An 18,987-nucleotide genomic window follows, 5' to 3' on the forward strand; every position below is an offset into this window, starting at 1 on the left:
TTTTAAATAGAAAAACATGAATTTTGGCTGATAATTTAGTGATTGATGAAGTTTACAGTTGAAAGATGAGGGATAGCAGCGAATAATGCTGCTTGCATCCTTTCACCTAAACTCACAAAATTCATTCAAAAATCTGTTCTCATCCAAACCGTATAAAAAATATAACTTCAAAATCTGTGCATGAACATCCATGTCATTCGTGCGTCATTCTATACCATACACTACACCGCTTTGCTCACTGGTGTTTTTATATCATGATAAAACAAAAACGTCCAGTTTTCTCCTTTACCCTCCTCCCACCACTGCTGACGCAGTTGCATACATTTTTTACCGTCGTAGTCATATTTCGCTACAAACCTGCTTTTCATCTGTTGTAATTGCGGCGCATCATCGCCACCAAAGAAAACGATTTCTCCACCTTCCTTTATCCAAAACACCTGATGGTAGCGGCTATGGCCGGCAGTTACTTCGTAGTCTATATATTTGTCTATAATGCCGTTTCCATTAAGCAAAACCACTTGCGAACTGTTTTGCAACATAGACAATTCTTCGGGCATATAAGAAGGAAAGCCAGTTTCTAACGCAAATGCCAGTTCTTGCTCTTGTATATAATAGACAGCATTGGGGAAAGATAAGTAATAATGTCCCAAATTATCTTTTTTACTTACGCCACCGGCATGATCTTTATGCAAATGGCTCATTAATACTTTGGTTATTTGTTCCGGTTGTATGCCAGCGGCCCTAAGGTTTTGATGCAGTTGCAGCTCGCCGTTTTTGTAAAAACCTAAACCGGCATCCAATAATAAGATATCTTTTTCGGTTTTTATAACAAACGGCTGTATTTCTACCAACAAACTACCGGAGGAGCGGCTTTGCAATTGATCATCTTCTACATCAAACGGTAAAAACACTTTTGTTTTATCTACTGTGAATGCGCCCTCGGAAAGTGGAATAATCTGCATGTAATTGAAAAATATAATAAGCTGCAAAAATACTACCCATCTGTAATAGCATCCCATTTTCATTGCTATATAAATACTTGTATCTGTGGCAAAGACCGGCACTCCTTAAAAAATCCTTTATTATTCCTATGCAATCAGCTAATTTTGCGGTGCTTTTCAAAAAATAAACACTAATTAATATGAGCACAGTAAAAGTTGCCATTAACGGTTTCGGACGTATCGGCCGTTTGGTATTTCGTCAGATTTACAACATGGAAGGTATTGATGTAGTAGCAATAAACGATCTCACCAGCCCCAAAGTACTTGCCCACTTACTGAAGTACGACAGTGCACAGGGACGTTTTGAAGGAGATGTTACCTTCACTGATACTTCCATTTCGGTAAATGGCGAAGAAGTGAGAATCTATGCGCAAAGAGATCCGTCACAAATTCCCTGGGGCGAACACGATGTGGATGTGGTAATTGAAAGCACCGGCTTCTTTGCCGATAAGACTAAAGCTGAAGCGCACCTGAAAGCCGGCGCAAAACGCGTAGTGATTTCTGCACCTGCTACCGGCGATCTTAAAACCGTTGTATTTAATGTAAACCACAATATTCTGGATGGCAGCGAAACCATTATCAGCTGCGCATCTTGTACTACCAACTGCCTTGCACCAATGGCAAAAGCATTGAACGATGCCCTAACTATTGAAGTAGGCAGTATGACTACCATTCACGCTTATACCAACGACCAGAATACATTGGATGCGCCACATGCCAAAGGCGACCTTCGCCGCGCACGTGCAGCAGCAGCCAACATTGTGCCCAACAGCACCGGCGCTGCCAAAGCCATTGGTTTGGTATTACCCGAACTAAAAGGTAAGTTGGATGGCGGCGCTCAACGTGTACCGGTAATTACGGGTTCCGTAACCGAACTGGTGGCTGTTTGCAGCAAAAAAACAACTTACGAAGAAGTAAATGCTATAATGAAAGCTGCCAGTAACGAAAGCTTTGGTTATAACGAAGATGAAATTGTGAGCTCCGACGTAATTGGTATGCACTACGGTTCTTTGTTTGATGCTACGCAAACAAAAGTGGTTTCTGCCGGTGATAAGCAAGTAGTGAAAGTAGTAAGCTGGTACGATAACGAAATGAGTTATGTAAGCCAGTTAGTGCGCACCGTAAAATACATGGCGCAACTGATTAACAAACAACAATAGTATTTAACTGTTTTACGCAACCGCAGCATTAGTGCTGCGGTTTTTTTATTTTTGTAGGTAAATGCAATTGTATGCAAACAGAATTGCTAAAAAGAATTACGATCGTTCCCGGACTGATGGGCAGCAAACCAACCATCAGAGGAATGCGGTTTGGGTATCAGATATTCCTGAACTGCTTGCGAGTGGAATGACGAATGAGGAAGTTCTGGAAGATTTTTACCCGGAAAAGGAGATAATCAAGCCTCTTTGCTGTATGCATCTCTCAGATTAAAAGATATAATTATTAATGCTGCCTGACTGGTAAATCTGGTTAGACCATAACATTGCTCCCACTATTGGTAAATAGTTGAAAGACGACCTTGATTTGAGCGGCAAATTAGCTTATAGTTTACAAATGCAAACTTTATCTGATTTTCAACTTTACCAGAAAGCAAAAGAAGCTGGCAGGATTATTACTGCTTTAAGAGATTCAGACATAAAAGAGATTATCAACAAAATGGTGCCCGGCCTGAATTGATTAACATTAAAATTGGAAATTGCACCAATCGCTTTCTTTATACCATTCTTCCAAAGAATATAGAAAAAGCCTTGCATTTATTGATTGATTTTAATAACAACATTATACAAATAGAACTACCAACACCATGAGCAAATTCTCCGACTTTAATTTTCAAGGCAAAACTGCCCTCATCCGCGTTGACTTCAATGTACCGCTAAACGACAAGTTTGAAATCACCGACGATACCCGTATGCGTGCAGCCGTGCCTACCATCAAAAAGATTCTCAGCGATGGCGGCAGCGTAGTATTAATGAGCCATTTGGGACGACCAAAAGAAGGTCCAGCCAATAAATATTCGTTAAAGCATTTGGTAAATCACCTGTCCGAGCTGCTGGGCAATGTGCCGGTAAAGTTTGCCGAAGATTGCATTAGTGAGCAGGCGGTACAAATGGCAAAATCACTGCAGCCCGGCGAAGTATTACTATTAGAAAACCTCCGCTTTTATAAAGAAGAAGAGAAGGGCGATAAAACGTTTGCTGAAAAACTTGCCCGCCTTGGCGATGTGTATATAAATGATGCTTTTGGTACCGCACACCGCGCCCATGCTTCTACTGCGGTGATCGCCCAGTTTTTTCCACCCGAAAGAAGAATGTTTGGTTTGCTGATGGAAAGTGAAGTAGCCAGCGCCGAAAAAGTGCTGCACAAAGCAGAAAAACCTTTCCTTGCCATTATTGGCGGCGCAAAGGTTTCTGATAAAATTCTTATTATCGAAAATCTTCTGGAAAGGGCAACCGACATTATCATTGGCGGCGGCATGGCTTATACTTTTTTCAAAGCCGAAGGTGGTCACATTGGTAATTCGCTTTGCGAAGAAGACCGTGTGCAAACCGCATTAGACCTTATGAAAAAGGCAGAAGAAAAAGGCGTAAACATTCACCTGCCGGCCGACTCGGTGATTGCCGATAAATTTGCCAACGATGCTAATATTTCCAGCTCTTTAAGCACCAATATCCCTGATGGCTGGATGGGCCTTGATATTGGAACAATGGCGTGCGACACTTTTACCAAAGTCATTCACAATGCTAAGACCATTTTGTGGAATGGACCGATGGGCGTGTTTGAAATGGAATGTTTTCAACACGGCACCAAAGCCATTGCAACAGCAGTAGCGGAGGCAACGCAAAATGGGGCGTTCTCCCTTGTGGGTGGCGGGGATAGTGTGGCAGCCGTCAATCAGTTTGGCTATGCCGATAAAGTAAGTTATGTGTCCACCGGCGGCGGTGCTATGCTCGAGTATTTTGAAGGTAAAGAATTGCCGGGTATTGCTGCCATTAAATAAGCTCGTTTGTAAAACGCGGATAACACGGACTAAAGCACGGATTGTTTTGAATAAGGATAAAACTGATTATGCGGATAAGGCCGATTTATTTACTTAATAATCAAATCTTTATTCTTGAGTTAAAATAATTCGTGCAATTCGTGTAATTAGATATGAATAATTCATGTTTAAATACCCCTTTTCAATCCCTGCAGGAGTATTCATGTCATCCGTGTTACATTCAGCAATAATGTCAGCCTATTAATTTGGATTACAATTTGTTTATTTATCGCAAACAATCATAAAACATGAAAACAAGAAACTTAGCGCTTATTGTTATTCTTGCTTTGGTAGTGCTGGTGGGTGGATGTGTAGGTTGCGGTGCAGTCTCCTTTCAGAAAAGAGGCGTAGCCCTGGACGAAAATGTGAAAGCCAAGTTTGCCAATGTACAAAGCGAATATCAGCGCCGCAGCGACCTGATACCCAACCTGGTAAGCACCGTAAAAGGCGAAGCTAACTTTGAACAAAGTACGCTGGAAAATGTGATTAAAGCGAGAGCTTCGGCTACGCAGGTAAGAGTAGATCCCAATGATCTTACTCCCGAAAAATTAGAGCAGTTTCAGCAGGCGCAAGGGCAGTTGTCGCAAGCTTTGGGCAGATTGCTGGTAGTAACAGAAAATTATCCCAACCTGCGCGCCAATGATGCCTTCCGCGGTTTGCAAGCGCAGTTGGAAGGTACCGAAAACCGGATAAAGGTAGCACGCAACGATTTTAATACAGCCGTGCAGGAGTACAATACTGCTATCCGTACTTTTCCTAACAATTTTTACGCTGGCTGGTTTGGCTTTACGCCCAAGCAACCTTTCCAGGCCGATCCGGGTGCAGAGCGGGCTCCTACCGTAAACTTCGATACCAATAACAGCAAATAAATTGTTATAATCATGCTGTTTCCATGGCAAAAGCCGAAAACATTTTTTACCGAAGAGCAAAAGCAACGAATTGTGCAGGCTGTGCAGCAAGCCGAGCGGCAAACCAGCGGCGAGGTACGCGTGTATGTAGAAAGCAAGTGCCGCTTTGTAGATGCCCTGGATCGGGCAGCGGAAATATTTTTCCAGTTGCAAATGGATAAAACAACCTTGCATAATGGCGTGCTGGTGTACGTTGCGGTAGATGACAAGCAAGTAGCAGTGTATGCCGATGAAGGTATTCATGCCAAAGCCGGGAGGCAATATTGGCTTGGTACTGTAGCTGCCATGCTACAACACTTCAGGCAAGAGCATGTTGCAGAGGGAATTTGCAGTGCGGTATTAAAGATTGGTGAAGCGTTAGTACATCATTTTCCTTACGATGCAACAACCGATAAAAATGAGCTGCCCGATAATATCGTTTTTGGCAAATGATTTTCTCACCGCGGAGAGCAGAGGAGATGAGGTTCCGTAGAGAAGATGCAAATAGAATACTCATTCCAGGAAGAATGAACCTCTACATAAAAATTTCCGAAACCTCCATTTACTCCTGTTCTTTGCGGTAAAAAGAGGTGAAAAATCACTCCATAATATAAAACCACTCGCTACGTTGAAAAGCAGCAACAGCATAAAATATCTTTTTCTCCTTTCCGCCATGCTCGTCATGAGTATTGCGGTATTTAGTCAGAATATTCCTATACCACCAAGGCCAAATCCGCCACGGCTGGTAAACGATCTTGCGGGCACGTTGCTACCGGAGCAGGAAGATGCACTGGAAAGAAAACTGGTAGCACTGGACGACAGCACCAGCAACCAGATAGCCATTGTACTGATAAAAACATTAAACGATTACCCCATAGAAGATTATGCAGTAAAGCTGTTTAGAAGCTGGGGCATTGGCAATAAAACAACCAATAACGGCGTGCTCATTGTAGCGGCTATCGAAGACCATAAAGTGCGCATAGAAGTTGGCTATGGGCTGGAAGGTGCTATTCCGGATATAACAGCTAATAGTATTATTGAAAACGATATTATACCCAATTTTAGAGAGGGCAATTATTTCCGCGGGCTGAACGTTGCCACGGACGATTTAAGCAAAGCGGCTGCGGGTGAATACCATACGGCAAGAGAAAGAAAGAGTAACGATAATGGCGGCGGAGGCGGCGGCTCCATTTTAGGAGTCATTATTATTATCGTTATTGTGCTATTCTTAATACGCGGCGGAGGTCGTGGCGGCCGCGGTGGAGGAATGATCAGCCGCAGAGGATATGGTGGTTTGGGGCCACTGTTCTGGGCAAGCATGCTGGGTAGCAGCAACCGCGGTTGGGGCGGTGGCGGCGGTGGTTTTGGAGGAGGCGGCGGCTTCGGCGGTGGCGGTGGAGGATTTGGTGGTTTTGGTGGTGGCAGCAGTGGTGGCGGTGGCGCGAGTGGTAGTTGGTAAAATTATCTTAGTAAAGCGGCTTATAAATTATTAAGCCGCTTTTTTATTGTGATACATAAAAAACAGAACATTGTAATTGCCTGTGCTTCAATTGCTGTGATGCCAACGGCGGCACAGCTACACTTTTGGCCCCGTGTTTGTTTTTATAAAGTAAAAATGAAAAAGGTAGGCTATGAATTCAGATAATTATTCCTTTCAAAACTTGTTTGTAGATGTATTGGTAATTGCAACACTGCTGATGGCTTTCATGTAAAACAAAACGTTTTAATACCATACGTAACCCGATGCATTTTTATCATTGCTCCCCACAATGCTGCGGCTACCCTTTCCACTCCACATCAATAAAGAAGTTGTAACATACATTTGAGAAAGTTGTATTGCTTCTTTGTAGGTCAAATTGCTGCCAGCGCAAAGCACAAGTGCATTTTCCTGAGCAGGAACTGTAATTTCCCTTACATCATTCACCAAACGTATAGCAGTTTCCGGGTGATTTTTCTTAATAATTTTTATTGCCGTTTCAGTTTGTAAAGTACTTCCTGTGAGATAGACTTTTTGAAAAACAATAGGATTGTTTTTAGTACTTTTTTTATAAAATGGCAAAGCTAAAGCTGCTACCATTTGTCGCAATAAAATGCCGGTGTACAAGCCTTTATTTACCAGCCATGCGCCTGCTCCACCATGATGTTTCTTTACAAATAAGCGCATGGCTTCGTAAAACATACGCACATAACGCAGGCTGCCCTTTTTTGTACTTTCTCCCTTGAAATGTACAACGGTAATATCACCCAAATAATAATTTTTGTAGCCTCCCTTTTGAATGCGATAGCTTAAATCAATATCTTCGGCATACATAAAAAATTGGTCATCAAAGCCACCAACAGTATACAATACACTTTCTCTTACCATCATAAAAGCGCCGGCTAATACATCCACTTCATGTACCGCATTCTGAGGTAAAAAGCCCAGAGCATATCTATTGAATATTTTTGATTTTGGGAATAAAGCAGCTAACCCGGTAAGCTTATAAAAAGATACCCAGGGTGAAGGAAATGCACGTTTGCTTTCCGGTAAAAATGTACCAGAACCATCAATCATGCGCACGCCCACGGCACCGGCATTTGTATGCTTTGCAAAGAAATGAATACATTGCTGCAATGTATCTTCAGCCAGTATAGTGTCTGGATTTAGAAATAAAATGAACTCGCCTTTTGCAAGTTTTAGTGCTTTATTGTTCGCTTTGGCAAAGCCTTCGTTTAGCTTATTTTGGATGAATATAACACGAGGAAAATAAGGTTGCAAATATTCAATGCTGCCATCTGCAGAGCAATTATCAACTACTATTATTTCTGCTTCCATATTTGCAAGAGCAGCCTGCACCGAACAAAGACACTGCTCCAAAAAATACTTTACATTGTAGTTGACAATAATGACAGATAGCAGCACAGTATGGCATTAAATATTTAATCCGCCGCAAACACTGAGTACCTGCCCGGTAATATAACTGCTCATGTTTGATGCAAGAAACAACGTAGCGTCTGCAATTTCTTCTGCTCTGCCAAACCTGCCCAGTGGTATTTTTTTCAGAAATTCATCTGCGCCGCTACCTTCTTTTAAATAATGCGTCATATCGGTTTCTACAAAACCGGGCGCAATAGCATTGCAGCGGATGTTGCGGCTGCCTAGCTCTAATGCAATGGATTTTGTAAAGCCAATAATCCCCGCTTTACTGGCAGCATAACTGCTTTGCCCTGCATTGCCGCGAACGCCAACAATAGAACTCATGTTAATAATGCTGCCGGCTTTGGCTTTCATCATCGGGCGAATGACCTGCTTAGTCATATTAAATACACTTTTGAGATTGGTATTCATCACATCATCCCACTGCTCGGGTGAGAGGCGCAGTAAGAGATTGTCTTTGCTGATGCCTGCATTGTTTACACATACATCTACCGTTCCAAAGGTTTTTACCACATCGCCCACAAAGGCTTCACAGGCAGCAAAATCGCCGGCGTTGCTCTGATAGCTTTTGGCCTGTACGCCCATGCCGGTTAGCTTTTGCTCCAAAGCAGCAGCTTTTTCTGCACTGCTGTTGCTAACATAGGTAAATGCAATGTGCGCACCGTTTTCGGCAAGTTTAATTGCAATTGCTTCGCCAATGCCACGGGCTGCGCCGGTAACAATACAAACTTTATCTTTTAATAGCATAGACAATCTATTTTGGTGATATGTTGAATATGGAATGTATGAATTAAAATATAACGCTGTGAACTAATGTATGTGGAACCTGTCATAACGCTGACAAGGTTTGAAACCTGTCAGCGTTATGACAGGTTAGCCTTAAACTTGCAATCTAACCTGCCAGGTCATCAACCTCATAGCAGTACAGCACCCCACGCTGTAAAAAGAGATAATTACGCTTCTATTGCGGTAGTAGCACTATCCAGCACCTTGCCACGCTCGGTAGTGAGTGTGCGCGAAGGATAATTTTTAATAACCATAAAATCGTGCGTTGCCATAATGATGGACGTACCGTAATCTTTAACAATGCGGAACAGCAGTTGCATAATTTCGTCACTGGTTTCGGGGTCCAGATTGCCGGTTGGTTCATCTGCCAAAATAAGTTTGGGCGAATTGAGCAAAGCACGCGCAATATCCACACGTTGCTGCTCGCCACCGCTTATTTCAAAAGGCATTTTAAAGCCTTTGCTTTTAAGCCCCACTTTATCCAGTACATCATTTATTTTTTCTTCCATCAGGCGCTTGTCAGTCCAGCCGGTTGCCTGCAGTACAAACTTCAGGTTTTCATATATATTCCGGTCAGTAAGCAGTTGAAAATCCTGAAACACCACGCCTAAATTGCGGCGCAAAAAGGGTACTTTTTTCCAGTTCATTCCCTTCAGGTCAAAACCTACCACATTACCCGTACCTTCTTTAAGAGGCAACTCGCCATATAACGTTTTCAGCAGGCTGCTCTTGCCCGAACCGGTTTTTCCAATAAGATACACAAACTCACCGCGGGATATAGTAAAATTAACATTCTCCAGTACGAGGTTTTCGCCCTGATATATATTGGCATTATTAATAGCAACTACAGTTTCGGACATAACAAAAAATCCAGTTTCGGCGAAGGTAAAGAATTGAAATTTTTATCCATTATAAAAATAGCTATTACACAACTTTAGAAAATATTTAGAGTACGCACGCCGTCATTGCGAGCGGTAGCGAGGTAATCTGTAAATAGCAATAAACCATAATCAATAGTTTAATAGGAACATTATAAAAAGTGTTCAATATCGCTGGCATATTTTGATTTTACTACAATTCATAGGTTGCCTTATTGTGTTCGCAACCGCAGATAACGTTGGCAGGGTTTAAACCCCAATCAGCGTTAATGCCCCGAATGCAATATTTTTGCACACTTCATCAGCTATATTAAGAGCATGAAAGCAACACAGGCGAGTTTAGATAGATTATCGGCTATTGTGCACGAGGCAGATTATTTGATGCGCTACGAGCGTGGCACTTTCCAAAGCGGCTGGTGCCTGCTGGAGCAAAAACGTATTATTGTGCTTAATAAGTTTTTGGATACCGAAGGGCGCGTTAATACTTTGCTGGAACTAATACCGCAGTTGCCCATTAATGTTGATAAACTCACGCACGAATCGCAAAAGCTGTATGAAGAAGTAAAGAAAGAAGCAGCACATAAAGCATAGTGCATTATTTTACATCCTTAAAATTGATAGTTTAAATTTTTTGTTTCCACCACTTACTATAACATTTCTCGGCACCGGCACCAGCACCGGCATTCCTATGATTGGCTGCCACTGCGAAGTGTGCACATCTAAAGATGAAAAAGATAAACGCCTGCGCAGCAGCATTTTAATACAATCGCCAACTACTACCATTGTGGTGGATACTACGCCCGATTTCAGGCAACAAATGCTGCGCATTGGCAACAACAAATTAGATGCGGTGTTGTTTACGCATCCGCACAAAGACCATATTGCAGGACTGGATGATGTGCGACCTTACAATTTTTTTTCGGGTCTTGCGATAGATGTATATGCCAATGCATTAACTGCCGAAGCATTGAAGAAAGAGTTTGCATATGTGTTTGCTGAGTATAAATACCCGGGTATTCCCGATATTCATTTGCATATTATTAATGAGCAACCATTTACGATTGGCGATATACCGGTAACACCTATTACTGTGTGGCATCACAAAATGATTGTATATGGATTTCGCTTTGGCAATTTTACCTACATCACCGATGCCAATAAAATAGAAAGCGACCAAAAAGAATTGATAAAAGGATCTGAAATATTGGTAGTAAATGCGTTGCGCAACGAAGAACATATTTCGCACTTTACCCTGAGCGAAGCTATTGCATTGGTAGAAGAATTGAATATTCCCCGCGCTTATTTTACACATATCAGTCATCAATTAGGAAAACATGAAGAAGTGAGTGATATATTACCAAAAAACATATCTTTAGCATACGATAACCTGGTTATTCAGGCCTGAACTCAAAACCAAAACTGCTATGCGCACAGACTGGAAAGCTTACCTGGCTTTCTCTAAAAGAGATAGAAATGTCGCTATTATACTGTTACTTCTGATTGTATTAATTATTATTAGTGTTTTCTACTATCATCCTTCCGGCAATCAGCCGTTGGTTATAATTACTACATTAGATCAGGAGTTGGCAAAGCAAAAAATAGATACAACATCTAATGCTGATGAACAAATAGCTTACGTTCCTTCAGAAGGAAGCGAAGTAATAAACATCAGAGCCGGTGAACTTTTTCAATTTGACCCCAACACTTTGACAGCAGCAGGCTTTAAGCAACTTGGTTTGCAGGATAAAATCATTCATACTATCATCAATTACCGCGGTAAAGGCGGGCATTTTTGGAAGCCGGAGGATGTAAGAAAAATATATGGCTTGCAAAAAGAAGACGCAGACCGCCTGATTCCATACATACATATTGCCGGCTTGCAACCAACATTTACCCAAAAAGATAAAGCGCAAACAAACTATCCTAATCCTAAGCCGGCTGTTATAGAAATAAATACCGCTCCAATAGAACAGTGGAAAGCGTTGCCTGCTATTGGCGATGCACTGGCAAACCGCATTGTAAAATTTAGGGATAAAATAGGCGGCTTTACATCTGTTGCACAAGTAAAGCAAACCTATGGTTTGTCAGATTCTGCCTTTCGGGTAATCGAGCCGTATTTACAGATGGCCTCTGCTCCGCAAAAGAATATTCCGCCCGAAAAGATTAATATTAATACCGCTTCTCTTAATCAGTTTAAAAGCAATTCACACATCCCGGAGGAAATAGCACAGGCGATTATTATTTACCGCTCGCAACACGGCAATTTCTCTTCAATAGAAGATATCAAAAAGATTGTATTTATTAATGATGAAATATACACACAAGTAGCGCCTTATTTAACTATTGAATAATTAAAGTCATTTACCAAAAGATTTTTATAAAATGATTTATATATTTTTAATACATACAAAACTTCCATTAATTTTGCAAACTAACATTAGTTAGTATGAATTTCGTTACCGAAGAAATAACACAGCAGATAGGAGAAGCTACCCGCGAATTTACTGAGCGATACATTAAGCCGCATGTAATGGAATGGGATGAAAGTCAGACCTTTCCAAAAGAAGTGCTGCAAGAGATGGGCAGGTTGGGCATCATGGGCGTGCTGGTGCCCGAAGAATATGGCGGCGCCGGACTGAGCTATTTTGAGTACAAAGTAGTAATAGAAGAAATAGCCAAAGTGTGTGGCTCTATAGGCTTGAGCGTGGCAGCACATAATTCTCTTTGTACCAATCATGTTCTCACCTTTGGTAATGAAGAACAGAAATACAGATACCTGCCCCGGCTGGCATCCGGCGAATGGATTGGTGCCTGGGGCTTAACAGAACCCAATACCGGCAGTGATGCCGGCAACATGAAATGTACCGCTGTGCAGGACGGCGATGAATGGATTATCAACGGTACTAAAAATTGGATTACGCATGGCAAAAGCGGTGATGTAGCAGTAGTCATCACCCGCACCGGCGAGCCGCGCACCAAAAATAACAGCACAGCCTTTATTGTAGAGCGGGGTACGCCAGGTTTTTATGGTGGAAAAAAAGAAAATAAACTGGGTATGCGCGCCAGCGAAACTGCCGAGATGATCTTTGATAACTGCCGCATACCTGCCGAAAATATGCTGGGCGAAGTAGGCGACGGCTTTCACCAGGCAATGAAAATACTGGATGGTGGCAGAATATCTATTGCTTCCTTGTCGCTGGGTATTGCCAAGGGTGCATATGAAGCAGCATTGCAATACGCCAAAGAACGCCACCAGTTTGATAAACCAATTGCTTCTTTCCAGGGCATCAGTTTTAAGCTGGCTGATATGGCCACAGAGATAGAAGCTGCAGATTTGCTTACGCAAAAAGCTTGTCATCTCAAAGTGATGGGTGAAAATGTAACGCAACAGGCAGCTATGGCAAAATACTATGCAAGTGAAGTGGCGGTAAAAGTAGCTAATGATGCAGTACAGATTTTTGGCGGTTATGGCTATACCAAAGATTTTCCGGTAGAAAAATATTATAGAGATGCCAAGCTGTGCACGATTGGCGAAGGCACTTCGGAGATACAAAAAATTGTAATTGCCCGCGAGGCTCTACGCGAATAAAGGCCTCTAACGATTGAGTGGATTTTGATTGCTTGCTTACCCGCCCGCTTTTTTATAAGAGCGGGCTTTTGCTTTTGCCATAAAGGCACAAAGAGGCTTAAGAATATACTTCGTAATTTCGTGCCTTAGTGGCAAAATTACTTCACTTCAAACGCTTTCATGTCTTCTGCTATTTTCCTGTCGTTACTCAACCTTGGCAGTTTGTTTTGTCCGCCAAGCTTGCCAATGGATTTCATGTAATTAATAAAACCAGACTTTTGTACAGGTCTTATTTGTAAGCGTTGCAAAATATTACCGGCAATCAAATCATCGTAATACACATTCTTTGCGCGTAGGTTATTATCTACTTTTTCTGCAAAAGCCTGCAAATCTTCAGGTTCATTTTCAAATTCAATAAACCACTCGTGGTAGCTTTTTCCTTCGCCCTGCTGTATCATTGGCGCTACGGTAAATTCAATAATAGAAATATTTTCTTCCCCTGCCGCTTTCATCAATGCCTGTTCCACTTCTTCGGCTATTACATGCTCACCAAAAGCCGAGATAAAGTGTTTGGTGCGCCCCGTAACTACTAACCGGTATGGATTGATGCTGACAAATTTTACCGTATCGCCAATATTATATGCCCATAAGCCGGCATTATTGCTAATAATCAGCGCATAGTTTTCATCCACTTTTACGTCTTTCAGGCTAAGGCGTGTTTGGGTATCGTTCCAAATTTCACCGGCGGGCACAAACTCATAAAAAATACCGGAATTAGTGTTTAATAATAAACCCTGGTGTTCGGGCGTATCCTGAAAAGCAAAAAATCCTTCGGAAGCAGGAAAAGTTTCAATAGAATCCACTTTTTTACCAATACTATCAAACAGTTTTGCCTTGTAGGGTTCAAAGTTTACGCCGCCATATACCATCACCGAAAAGTTGGGGAACAAATCTTTTATCTTTTTGCCACTTACTGCTGTAAGCCGGTCAAAATACATTTGCATCCACGGCGGAATACCGCTGATGAGCGTCATATCCTGGTTAATAGTTTCTTTTACAATCGCGTCCAGCTTAGTTTCCCAGTCTTCAATACAATTCGTTTCGTAAGAAGGTAATTGGTTAGACCGCAAATACCGGGGTACATGGTGGTTTACAATGCCGCTCAACCTTCCCGTAGGCACGCCTCCTACCCTATCGAGCACCGGCGAACCGCTGAGAAAAATCAATTTACCGTTGGTAAAAGCCGCATTGCCCGATTGTGCTATATAACAAAGCAATGCATTGCGTGCAGTATCTATGTGGTTATCAATAGAATCTTTAGAAATAGGAATGTATTTTATACCACTGGTAGTGCCGCTGGTTTTGGCAAAATAAATTGGCTTGCCTCTCCATAAAATATTGTGTTTACCTTCTTTTACCAGCACTATATACCGCTTCAGTTGTTCATAATCGCGTATGGGCACCTGCCGCTTAAAATCTTCGTAAGTGCGTATTGAATCAAATCCATGATCTTTACCAAATACGGTGTCTTTTGCACTTTTTACCAGGTTAGTGAGTATTTGCTCCTGATCTTGCACTGCCGTGTACATTTCTTTTTTAGTCTTATTATAAATGTAGTTGGCAAATGGCTTTGCAAGTGTGGATTTTATATTCATATAGCAACAAAAGTAATAGACAAAAATAATGGAATGTACTATTCTGTTTGGTACAGAATAGTAATGCTTTTGTAAATTAAAGCTAATTACGACAAAGCACATGTAACTATCACCTTCACACCACACATCTTACATCGTATATAAACATCATTTGGGTGCTATTCTATTAAATAAGAAAAGTTTTAGCATAATAATTACTTCCATTTATCTAAAATCCTTACCTTTGCCACCCTAATTTTAGAAAAGTTATGTTTGCAGTTGTAAAAATAGCAGGTCAGCAATTCAGAGTACAGGAAGGTGATAGCCTGTATGTACCACACTTGTCTGGCAAAAGTGGCGATACGGTTGAGTTTAGCGATGTATTGCTGGTGGATAACAATGGTGGTCTCACCACCGGTGCTGATGTAAAAACTACCGTAAAAGCCGAAATACTCAACGACCTTATCAAGGGCGATAAAGTAATTGCTTTTAAAATGAAGCGTCGTAAAGGCTTCCGTAAAAAGCATGGTCACCGTACGCAGTACACGCAAATCAAAATCAGCAGTATTGCTTAATTCTCTTAAATAATTTCATCAACATTATTAAATAGATTTTTATGGCTCATAAAAAAGGGGAAGGCAGTGTTAAGAACGGTCGTGACTCTAATAGTAAACGCCTGGGTGTAAAGATATATGGCGGCCAGCCTGCTATTGCCGGCAACATCATCGTTCGTCAGCGTGGCACGCAATATCATCCGGGTAAAAATGTAGGCGTTGGTAAAGATTTTACCTTATTTGCTTTGGCAGATGGTGTGGTAACTTTTAGAAAAACAAAAGATAACAAAACCACAATCTCTGTAAACGCTGCTGAAGCAACTGCATAGTGTGGAAAATTTTTTGTAGTTGGCATAAGTTATGTACTTTTATGGAATATTTACTAACCACTAAATTGTACAAACATGGCAACTGCAAAAAAAGCTGCTACTTCTAAAGCGGCAACTGCAAAGAAAGCGGCGCCAAAAACATCTGCCGCCACTGCTACAAAAAAAACCGCTGCTCCTAAAAAGGCGGCTGGCACATCGAAAGCGGCTACAGCCACCAAAAAAGCAATGCCTGTGAAAAAGGCAAGTGCTAAAAAAGCTACCACCGCTTCCACAAAAAAAGCAGCTACTAAAAAAACGGCATCAGCCTCAAAGACAACATCAAAAGCTTCGTCCAAAGGAGCAACAAAGTAAGCTGATGTTTTTTGTAAAGAAAGTAAATTCAAATCCTGGCATAACGCCGGGATTTTTTTATACTCTATATCCTTTTGTAGCGGCACAATATTCGCGCTTCTTTCTACATTCGTGGCATGAACAACAGTGCCATTGCCAATAACTTTTCGCTGCTTGCCAAACTGATGGATATACATGGCGAAAACAGTTTTAAATCAAAGTCGTACGCTAATGCTGCTTTTACCATAGATAAACTGCCGGCTGAGTTAAGTCAGTTGCCTGAAGAAAAAATTGAATCCATTAAAGGCATTGGTGAAGCTATTTGTAAAAAAATACTACAGCAACTACACACCGGTGAATTGCCCTTGCTGAATGAATATATACAAAAAACACCGATAGGCGTTTTAGAAATGCTGAAGATAAAAGGTTTGGGTGCAAAAAAGATCAGTACAATTTGGAAAGAATTAGAAATAGAAACAATTGGTGAATTGCTGTATGCCTGCAACGAAAACAGGCTGATGTTGTATAAAGGTTTTGGTGAAAAAACGCAGCAAAACATTAAGGAAGCCATTGAATTCTATCTGCAAAATCAGGGCAGTTATTTATATGCTGAAATAAGTGGTTATGCCGATGCACTAACACAGCAACTGCAGGCTGCACTGCCTCAAAACACTTTTTTACTTACCGGCGCAGTAAGAAGGCACCTGGAAATAGTAGAACAAATAGAATGGATAACAACAGCTGCTGTAACCGAATTACAAGATTTTTTTACCAACCAACAATTCGAAACGCTTTCTATCAATAGCAGTACAGTTACATTTAAAAGCCCGCATAATGTAGAGGTGCAATTTCATTTGGCAAATACATCCAATCAATTTACAAAACTGTTCATCACAAGTTGCAGCGAAGCATTTTTGCAAGCATGGCAACAGCAATTTCCACTTAAAGAATCTTACAACAGCGAAGAGATCATATTTACTGAAGCCGGTATAGCATTCATCCCTCCTTATTTGCGCGAAAGTCCTGCTATTATTAGCAAGGCAAAAGATAATAATTTACCTGAAGTTATACAACCAAAAGATATTACTGCTATTATTCACTCGCACAGTACCTGGAGCGATGGCTCTTTTACCATTGCAGCAATGGCAAAAGCTGCTATAGAAAAAGGCTTTCAATATCTGGTTATTAGCGACCATTCCAAAACAGCTACTTATGCCGGTGGTTTATACGAAGAAAAAGTGAGCGCCCAACATCAGGAAATTAATGAACTGAATGCAAAACTGGCACCTTTCAAAATTTTTAAAAGTATAGAAAGTGATATTCTGAGTGATGGTAGTTTGGATTATGCATCTGATGTATTAACCACATTCGATTTGGTGATTGCTTCTGTTCACAGTAACTTAAAGATGAGCGAAGACAGAGCCATGAAGCGTTTGCTTATTGCTATTGAGAATCCATACACCAGTATTTTAGGTCACATGACGGGCAGGCTGTTGCTTAGCCGCAGCGGTTTTCCGGTAAATCATAAAACCATTATAGACGCCTGTGCTGCTAATAATGTTGTTATTGAATTGAATGCCAATCCGCGCCGCCTTGATATGGATTGGCGCTATATTGACTATGCACTGGAAAAAGGTGTACTTATTTCTATTGACCCCGATGCACACTCCATTAATGGATTTAATGATATTTATTATGGTGTATTGGTGGCACAAAAAGCAGGGCTCACCAAACAGCAGAATCTCAGCAGTTTCAGCCTGCAACAGTTTGAAACATTTATAGCGGGGCAAAAAGCAAAACGCCCCATGTAACTTTCGTTTATACCTTTGCATTGGTAAACGAATGCAGCTTATAAGGCTGCATTTTTATTTTTCCAACTATTCTAAAAAACCTATGAGTAAATTATTCTCGCCGCTAATTATCAGAAATACCACACTTAAAAACCGCATTACGATTTCGCCCATGTGTCAGTATTCTTCTGTTGATGGTTTTGCCAACTACTGGCATCTCGTACATTTGGGTAGCCGCGCAGTAGGCGGTGCCGCATTGGTAATGCAGGAAGCGACTGCCGTTTCGCCCGAAGGGCGTATTACTTACGCCGATATGGGTTTGTGGAAAGAGGAGCAGATAGAAAAGCTGAAGCAAATAGTAGATTTTATTCATGCACAAGGCACACTTGCAGGCATTCAGCTGGCACATGCCGGGCGCAAGGCTAGTCGTCAAAAACCGTGGGATGGTGGCAAATTCATTCCTGCTGATGAGCCCTATGGCTGGCAAACAGTAGCACCCAGCCCTATACCTTTTGCCGAAGGCGACGGATTGCCGGCAGCACTGGATAAAACAGGCATTCAAAAAGTAATTGATGACTATGTAGCAGCGGCCAAAAGGGCAATAAAAGCAGGCTTTGATGTAGTAGAAATTCATGCGGCACACGGCTATTTGTTTCATGAATTTTATTCGCCATTAAGTAATAAACGCACCGATGAATATGGCGGCACTTTTAAAAATCGCGCTCGTTTATTACTTGAAGTAACCGAAGCCGTGCGGAATACCTGGGGGAATGATAAGCCTTTATTTATTCGTATATCGGCAACCGACTGGACCGATGGTGGCTGGGATATTGAAGATTCAGTAATACTATCTGCCATGCTAAAGGAAAAAGGTGCAGACCTGATTGATACTTCTTCGGGCGGTAATGTACATGCTAAAATTCCGCTCAAGCCTGGCTATCAGGTGGAGTTTGCAGAACGCATTAAAGCCGAAGCTGGTATTCTTACAGGTGCAGTAGGTTTAATCACCAATGCGCAACAAGCCGATATGATTCTGGAAAAAGAGCAATCCGATATTATACTTATAGCCCGCGAAAGCTTACGCGATCCGTATTTTCCGCTGCACGCTGCACAAACGCTCGGTGATGAGATACCTTGGCCGGTACAGTACGAAAGAGCAAAACCAAGAAAATAATTTCCCATCATTGTTTTGCTACACTCGCAACACGATGTACCCACGGGTATTGAAGGGAGTACTGGTGCTCTTGGCATTACGAGCTACCCCAAAAACTAAGTG

Annotated in this window: 20 protein-coding genes; 14 read left to right on the top strand and 6 right to left on the bottom strand. The window is 41.6% G+C overall.

Going from position 1 to position 18,987, the window contains the following annotated elements; translation table 11 throughout:
* Positions 1-221 precede the first annotated feature (221 nt).
* Positions 222-1,025, bottom strand: coding sequence for an MBL fold metallo-hydrolase (locus tag FC093_RS03995; RefSeq protein WP_240743173.1), 804 nt, complete (start codon positions 1,023-1,025; stop codon positions 222-224).
* A gap of 116 nt (positions 1,026-1,141) precedes the next feature.
* Between FC093_RS03995 and gap the strand changes: the two genes are divergently transcribed.
* From gap to FC093_RS24350, 6 genes are all read left to right on the top strand, one after another.
* On the top strand, positions 1,142-2,161 hold the full coding sequence (gap, locus tag FC093_RS04000; RefSeq protein WP_137260466.1) for a type I glyceraldehyde-3-phosphate dehydrogenase: 1,020 nt from the start codon (positions 1,142-1,144) through the stop codon (positions 2,159-2,161).
* Positions 2,162-2,555: 394 nt separating this feature from the next.
* Positions 2,556-2,678, top strand: a complete 123-nt coding sequence (locus tag FC093_RS24345) for a hypothetical protein (protein ID WP_262711011.1) — start codon at positions 2,556-2,558, stop codon at positions 2,676-2,678.
* A gap of 127 nt (positions 2,679-2,805) precedes the next feature.
* Positions 2,806-3,999 carry a phosphoglycerate kinase gene (locus tag FC093_RS04010; RefSeq protein WP_137260467.1) on the top strand — a complete coding sequence of 398 codons (1,194 nt, stop codon included), beginning with the start codon at positions 2,806-2,808 and terminating at the stop codon, positions 3,997-3,999.
* Between the two features lie 287 nt (positions 4,000-4,286).
* Positions 4,287-4,907 (top strand): LemA family protein, encoded by a 621-nt coding sequence (locus tag FC093_RS04015; protein WP_137260468.1) that lies wholly within the window; start codon positions 4,287-4,289, stop codon positions 4,905-4,907.
* A gap of 12 nt (positions 4,908-4,919) precedes the next feature.
* A complete protein-coding gene (locus FC093_RS04020; RefSeq protein WP_137260469.1) occupies positions 4,920-5,378 on the top strand; it encodes a TPM domain-containing protein in 459 nt (152 codons plus the stop codon).
* Positions 5,379-5,553: 175 nt separating this feature from the next.
* Positions 5,554-6,384: a TPM domain-containing protein gene (locus FC093_RS24350; protein WP_262711012.1), complete on the top strand. Its 831-nt coding sequence runs from the start codon at positions 5,554-5,556 to the stop codon at positions 6,382-6,384.
* 264 nt (positions 6,385-6,648) lie between these two features.
* Here FC093_RS24350 and FC093_RS04030 read toward each other — a convergent pair whose 3' ends face one another.
* From FC093_RS04030 to FC093_RS04040, 3 genes are all read right to left on the bottom strand, one after another.
* Positions 6,649-7,827 carry a glycosyltransferase family 2 protein gene (locus FC093_RS04030; protein ID WP_137260470.1) on the bottom strand — a complete coding sequence of 393 codons (1,179 nt, stop codon included), beginning with the start codon at positions 7,825-7,827 and terminating at the stop codon, positions 6,649-6,651.
* A gap of 9 nt (positions 7,828-7,836) precedes the next feature.
* A complete protein-coding gene (fabG, locus tag FC093_RS04035; RefSeq protein ID WP_137260471.1) occupies positions 7,837-8,589 on the bottom strand; it encodes a 3-oxoacyl-[acyl-carrier-protein] reductase in 753 nt (250 codons plus the stop codon).
* A gap of 206 nt (positions 8,590-8,795) precedes the next feature.
* Positions 8,796-9,488 carry a cell division ATP-binding protein FtsE gene (locus tag FC093_RS04040; RefSeq protein WP_137260472.1) on the bottom strand — a complete coding sequence of 231 codons (693 nt, stop codon included), beginning with the start codon at positions 9,486-9,488 and terminating at the stop codon, positions 8,796-8,798.
* A gap of 336 nt (positions 9,489-9,824) precedes the next feature.
* Here FC093_RS04040 and FC093_RS04045 point away from each other — a divergent pair, with 336 nt between their 5' ends.
* The 4 genes from FC093_RS04045 to FC093_RS04060 all read left to right on the top strand — a co-directional run bounded on the left by FC093_RS04045 (position 9,825) and on the right by FC093_RS04060 (position 13,095).
* Entirely contained in the window at positions 9,825-10,097 is a 273-nt protein-coding gene (locus FC093_RS04045; RefSeq protein WP_137260473.1) for a hypothetical protein, read from the top strand.
* A gap of 40 nt (positions 10,098-10,137) precedes the next feature.
* Entirely contained in the window at positions 10,138-10,911 is a 774-nt protein-coding gene (locus FC093_RS04050; protein ID WP_240743174.1) for an MBL fold metallo-hydrolase, read from the top strand.
* Between the two features lie 19 nt (positions 10,912-10,930).
* Positions 10,931-11,857, top strand: coding sequence for a helix-hairpin-helix domain-containing protein (locus tag FC093_RS04055; protein WP_137260474.1), 927 nt, complete (start codon positions 10,931-10,933; stop codon positions 11,855-11,857).
* 95 nt (positions 11,858-11,952) lie between these two features.
* Positions 11,953-13,095, top strand: coding sequence for an acyl-CoA dehydrogenase family protein (locus tag FC093_RS04060; RefSeq protein WP_137260475.1), 1,143 nt, complete (start codon positions 11,953-11,955; stop codon positions 13,093-13,095).
* Positions 13,096-13,232: 137 nt separating this feature from the next.
* On the opposite strand, the gene FC093_RS04065 is transcribed toward FC093_RS04060, so the two are convergent.
* Positions 13,233-14,729, bottom strand: coding sequence for a GH3 auxin-responsive promoter family protein (locus FC093_RS04065; RefSeq protein WP_137260476.1), 1,497 nt, complete (start codon positions 14,727-14,729; stop codon positions 13,233-13,235).
* 248 nt (positions 14,730-14,977) lie between these two features.
* Here FC093_RS04065 and rplU point away from each other — a divergent pair, with 248 nt between their 5' ends.
* Together rplU and rpmA are read left to right on the top strand one after the other, a co-directional pair.
* A complete protein-coding gene (gene rplU / locus FC093_RS04070) occupies positions 14,978-15,283 on the top strand; it encodes a 50S ribosomal protein L21 (RefSeq protein WP_137260477.1) in 306 nt (101 codons plus the stop codon).
* Positions 15,284-15,324: 41 nt separating this feature from the next.
* Positions 15,325-15,591, top strand: coding sequence for a 50S ribosomal protein L27 (rpmA, locus tag FC093_RS04075; protein ID WP_137260478.1), 267 nt, complete (start codon positions 15,325-15,327; stop codon positions 15,589-15,591).
* 53 nt (positions 15,592-15,644) lie between these two features.
* Here the strand turns inward: rpmA and FC093_RS04080 are convergent, their stop codons facing one another.
* Positions 15,645-16,118, bottom strand: coding sequence for a hypothetical protein (locus FC093_RS04080; protein WP_137260479.1), 474 nt, complete (start codon positions 16,116-16,118; stop codon positions 15,645-15,647).
* Between FC093_RS04080 and FC093_RS04085 the strand changes: the two genes are divergently transcribed.
* Both FC093_RS04085 and FC093_RS04090 read left to right on the top strand, forming a co-directional pair.
* A complete protein-coding gene (locus FC093_RS04085; protein WP_137260480.1) occupies positions 16,059-17,732 on the top strand; it encodes a DNA polymerase/3'-5' exonuclease PolX in 1,674 nt (557 codons plus the stop codon). The two genes, FC093_RS04080 and FC093_RS04085, sit on opposite strands and share 60 nt — an antisense overlap.
* An 82-nt stretch (positions 17,733-17,814) precedes the next feature.
* A complete protein-coding gene (locus FC093_RS04090; protein WP_137260481.1) occupies positions 17,815-18,885 on the top strand; it encodes an NADH:flavin oxidoreductase/NADH oxidase in 1,071 nt (356 codons plus the stop codon).
* Positions 18,886-18,987: the final 102 nt, after the last annotated feature.

It is taken from the genome of Ilyomonas limi, assembly GCF_005233845.1.
Classification (GTDB): Bacteria; Bacteroidota; Bacteroidia; order Chitinophagales; family Chitinophagaceae; genus Ilyomonas; species Ilyomonas limi.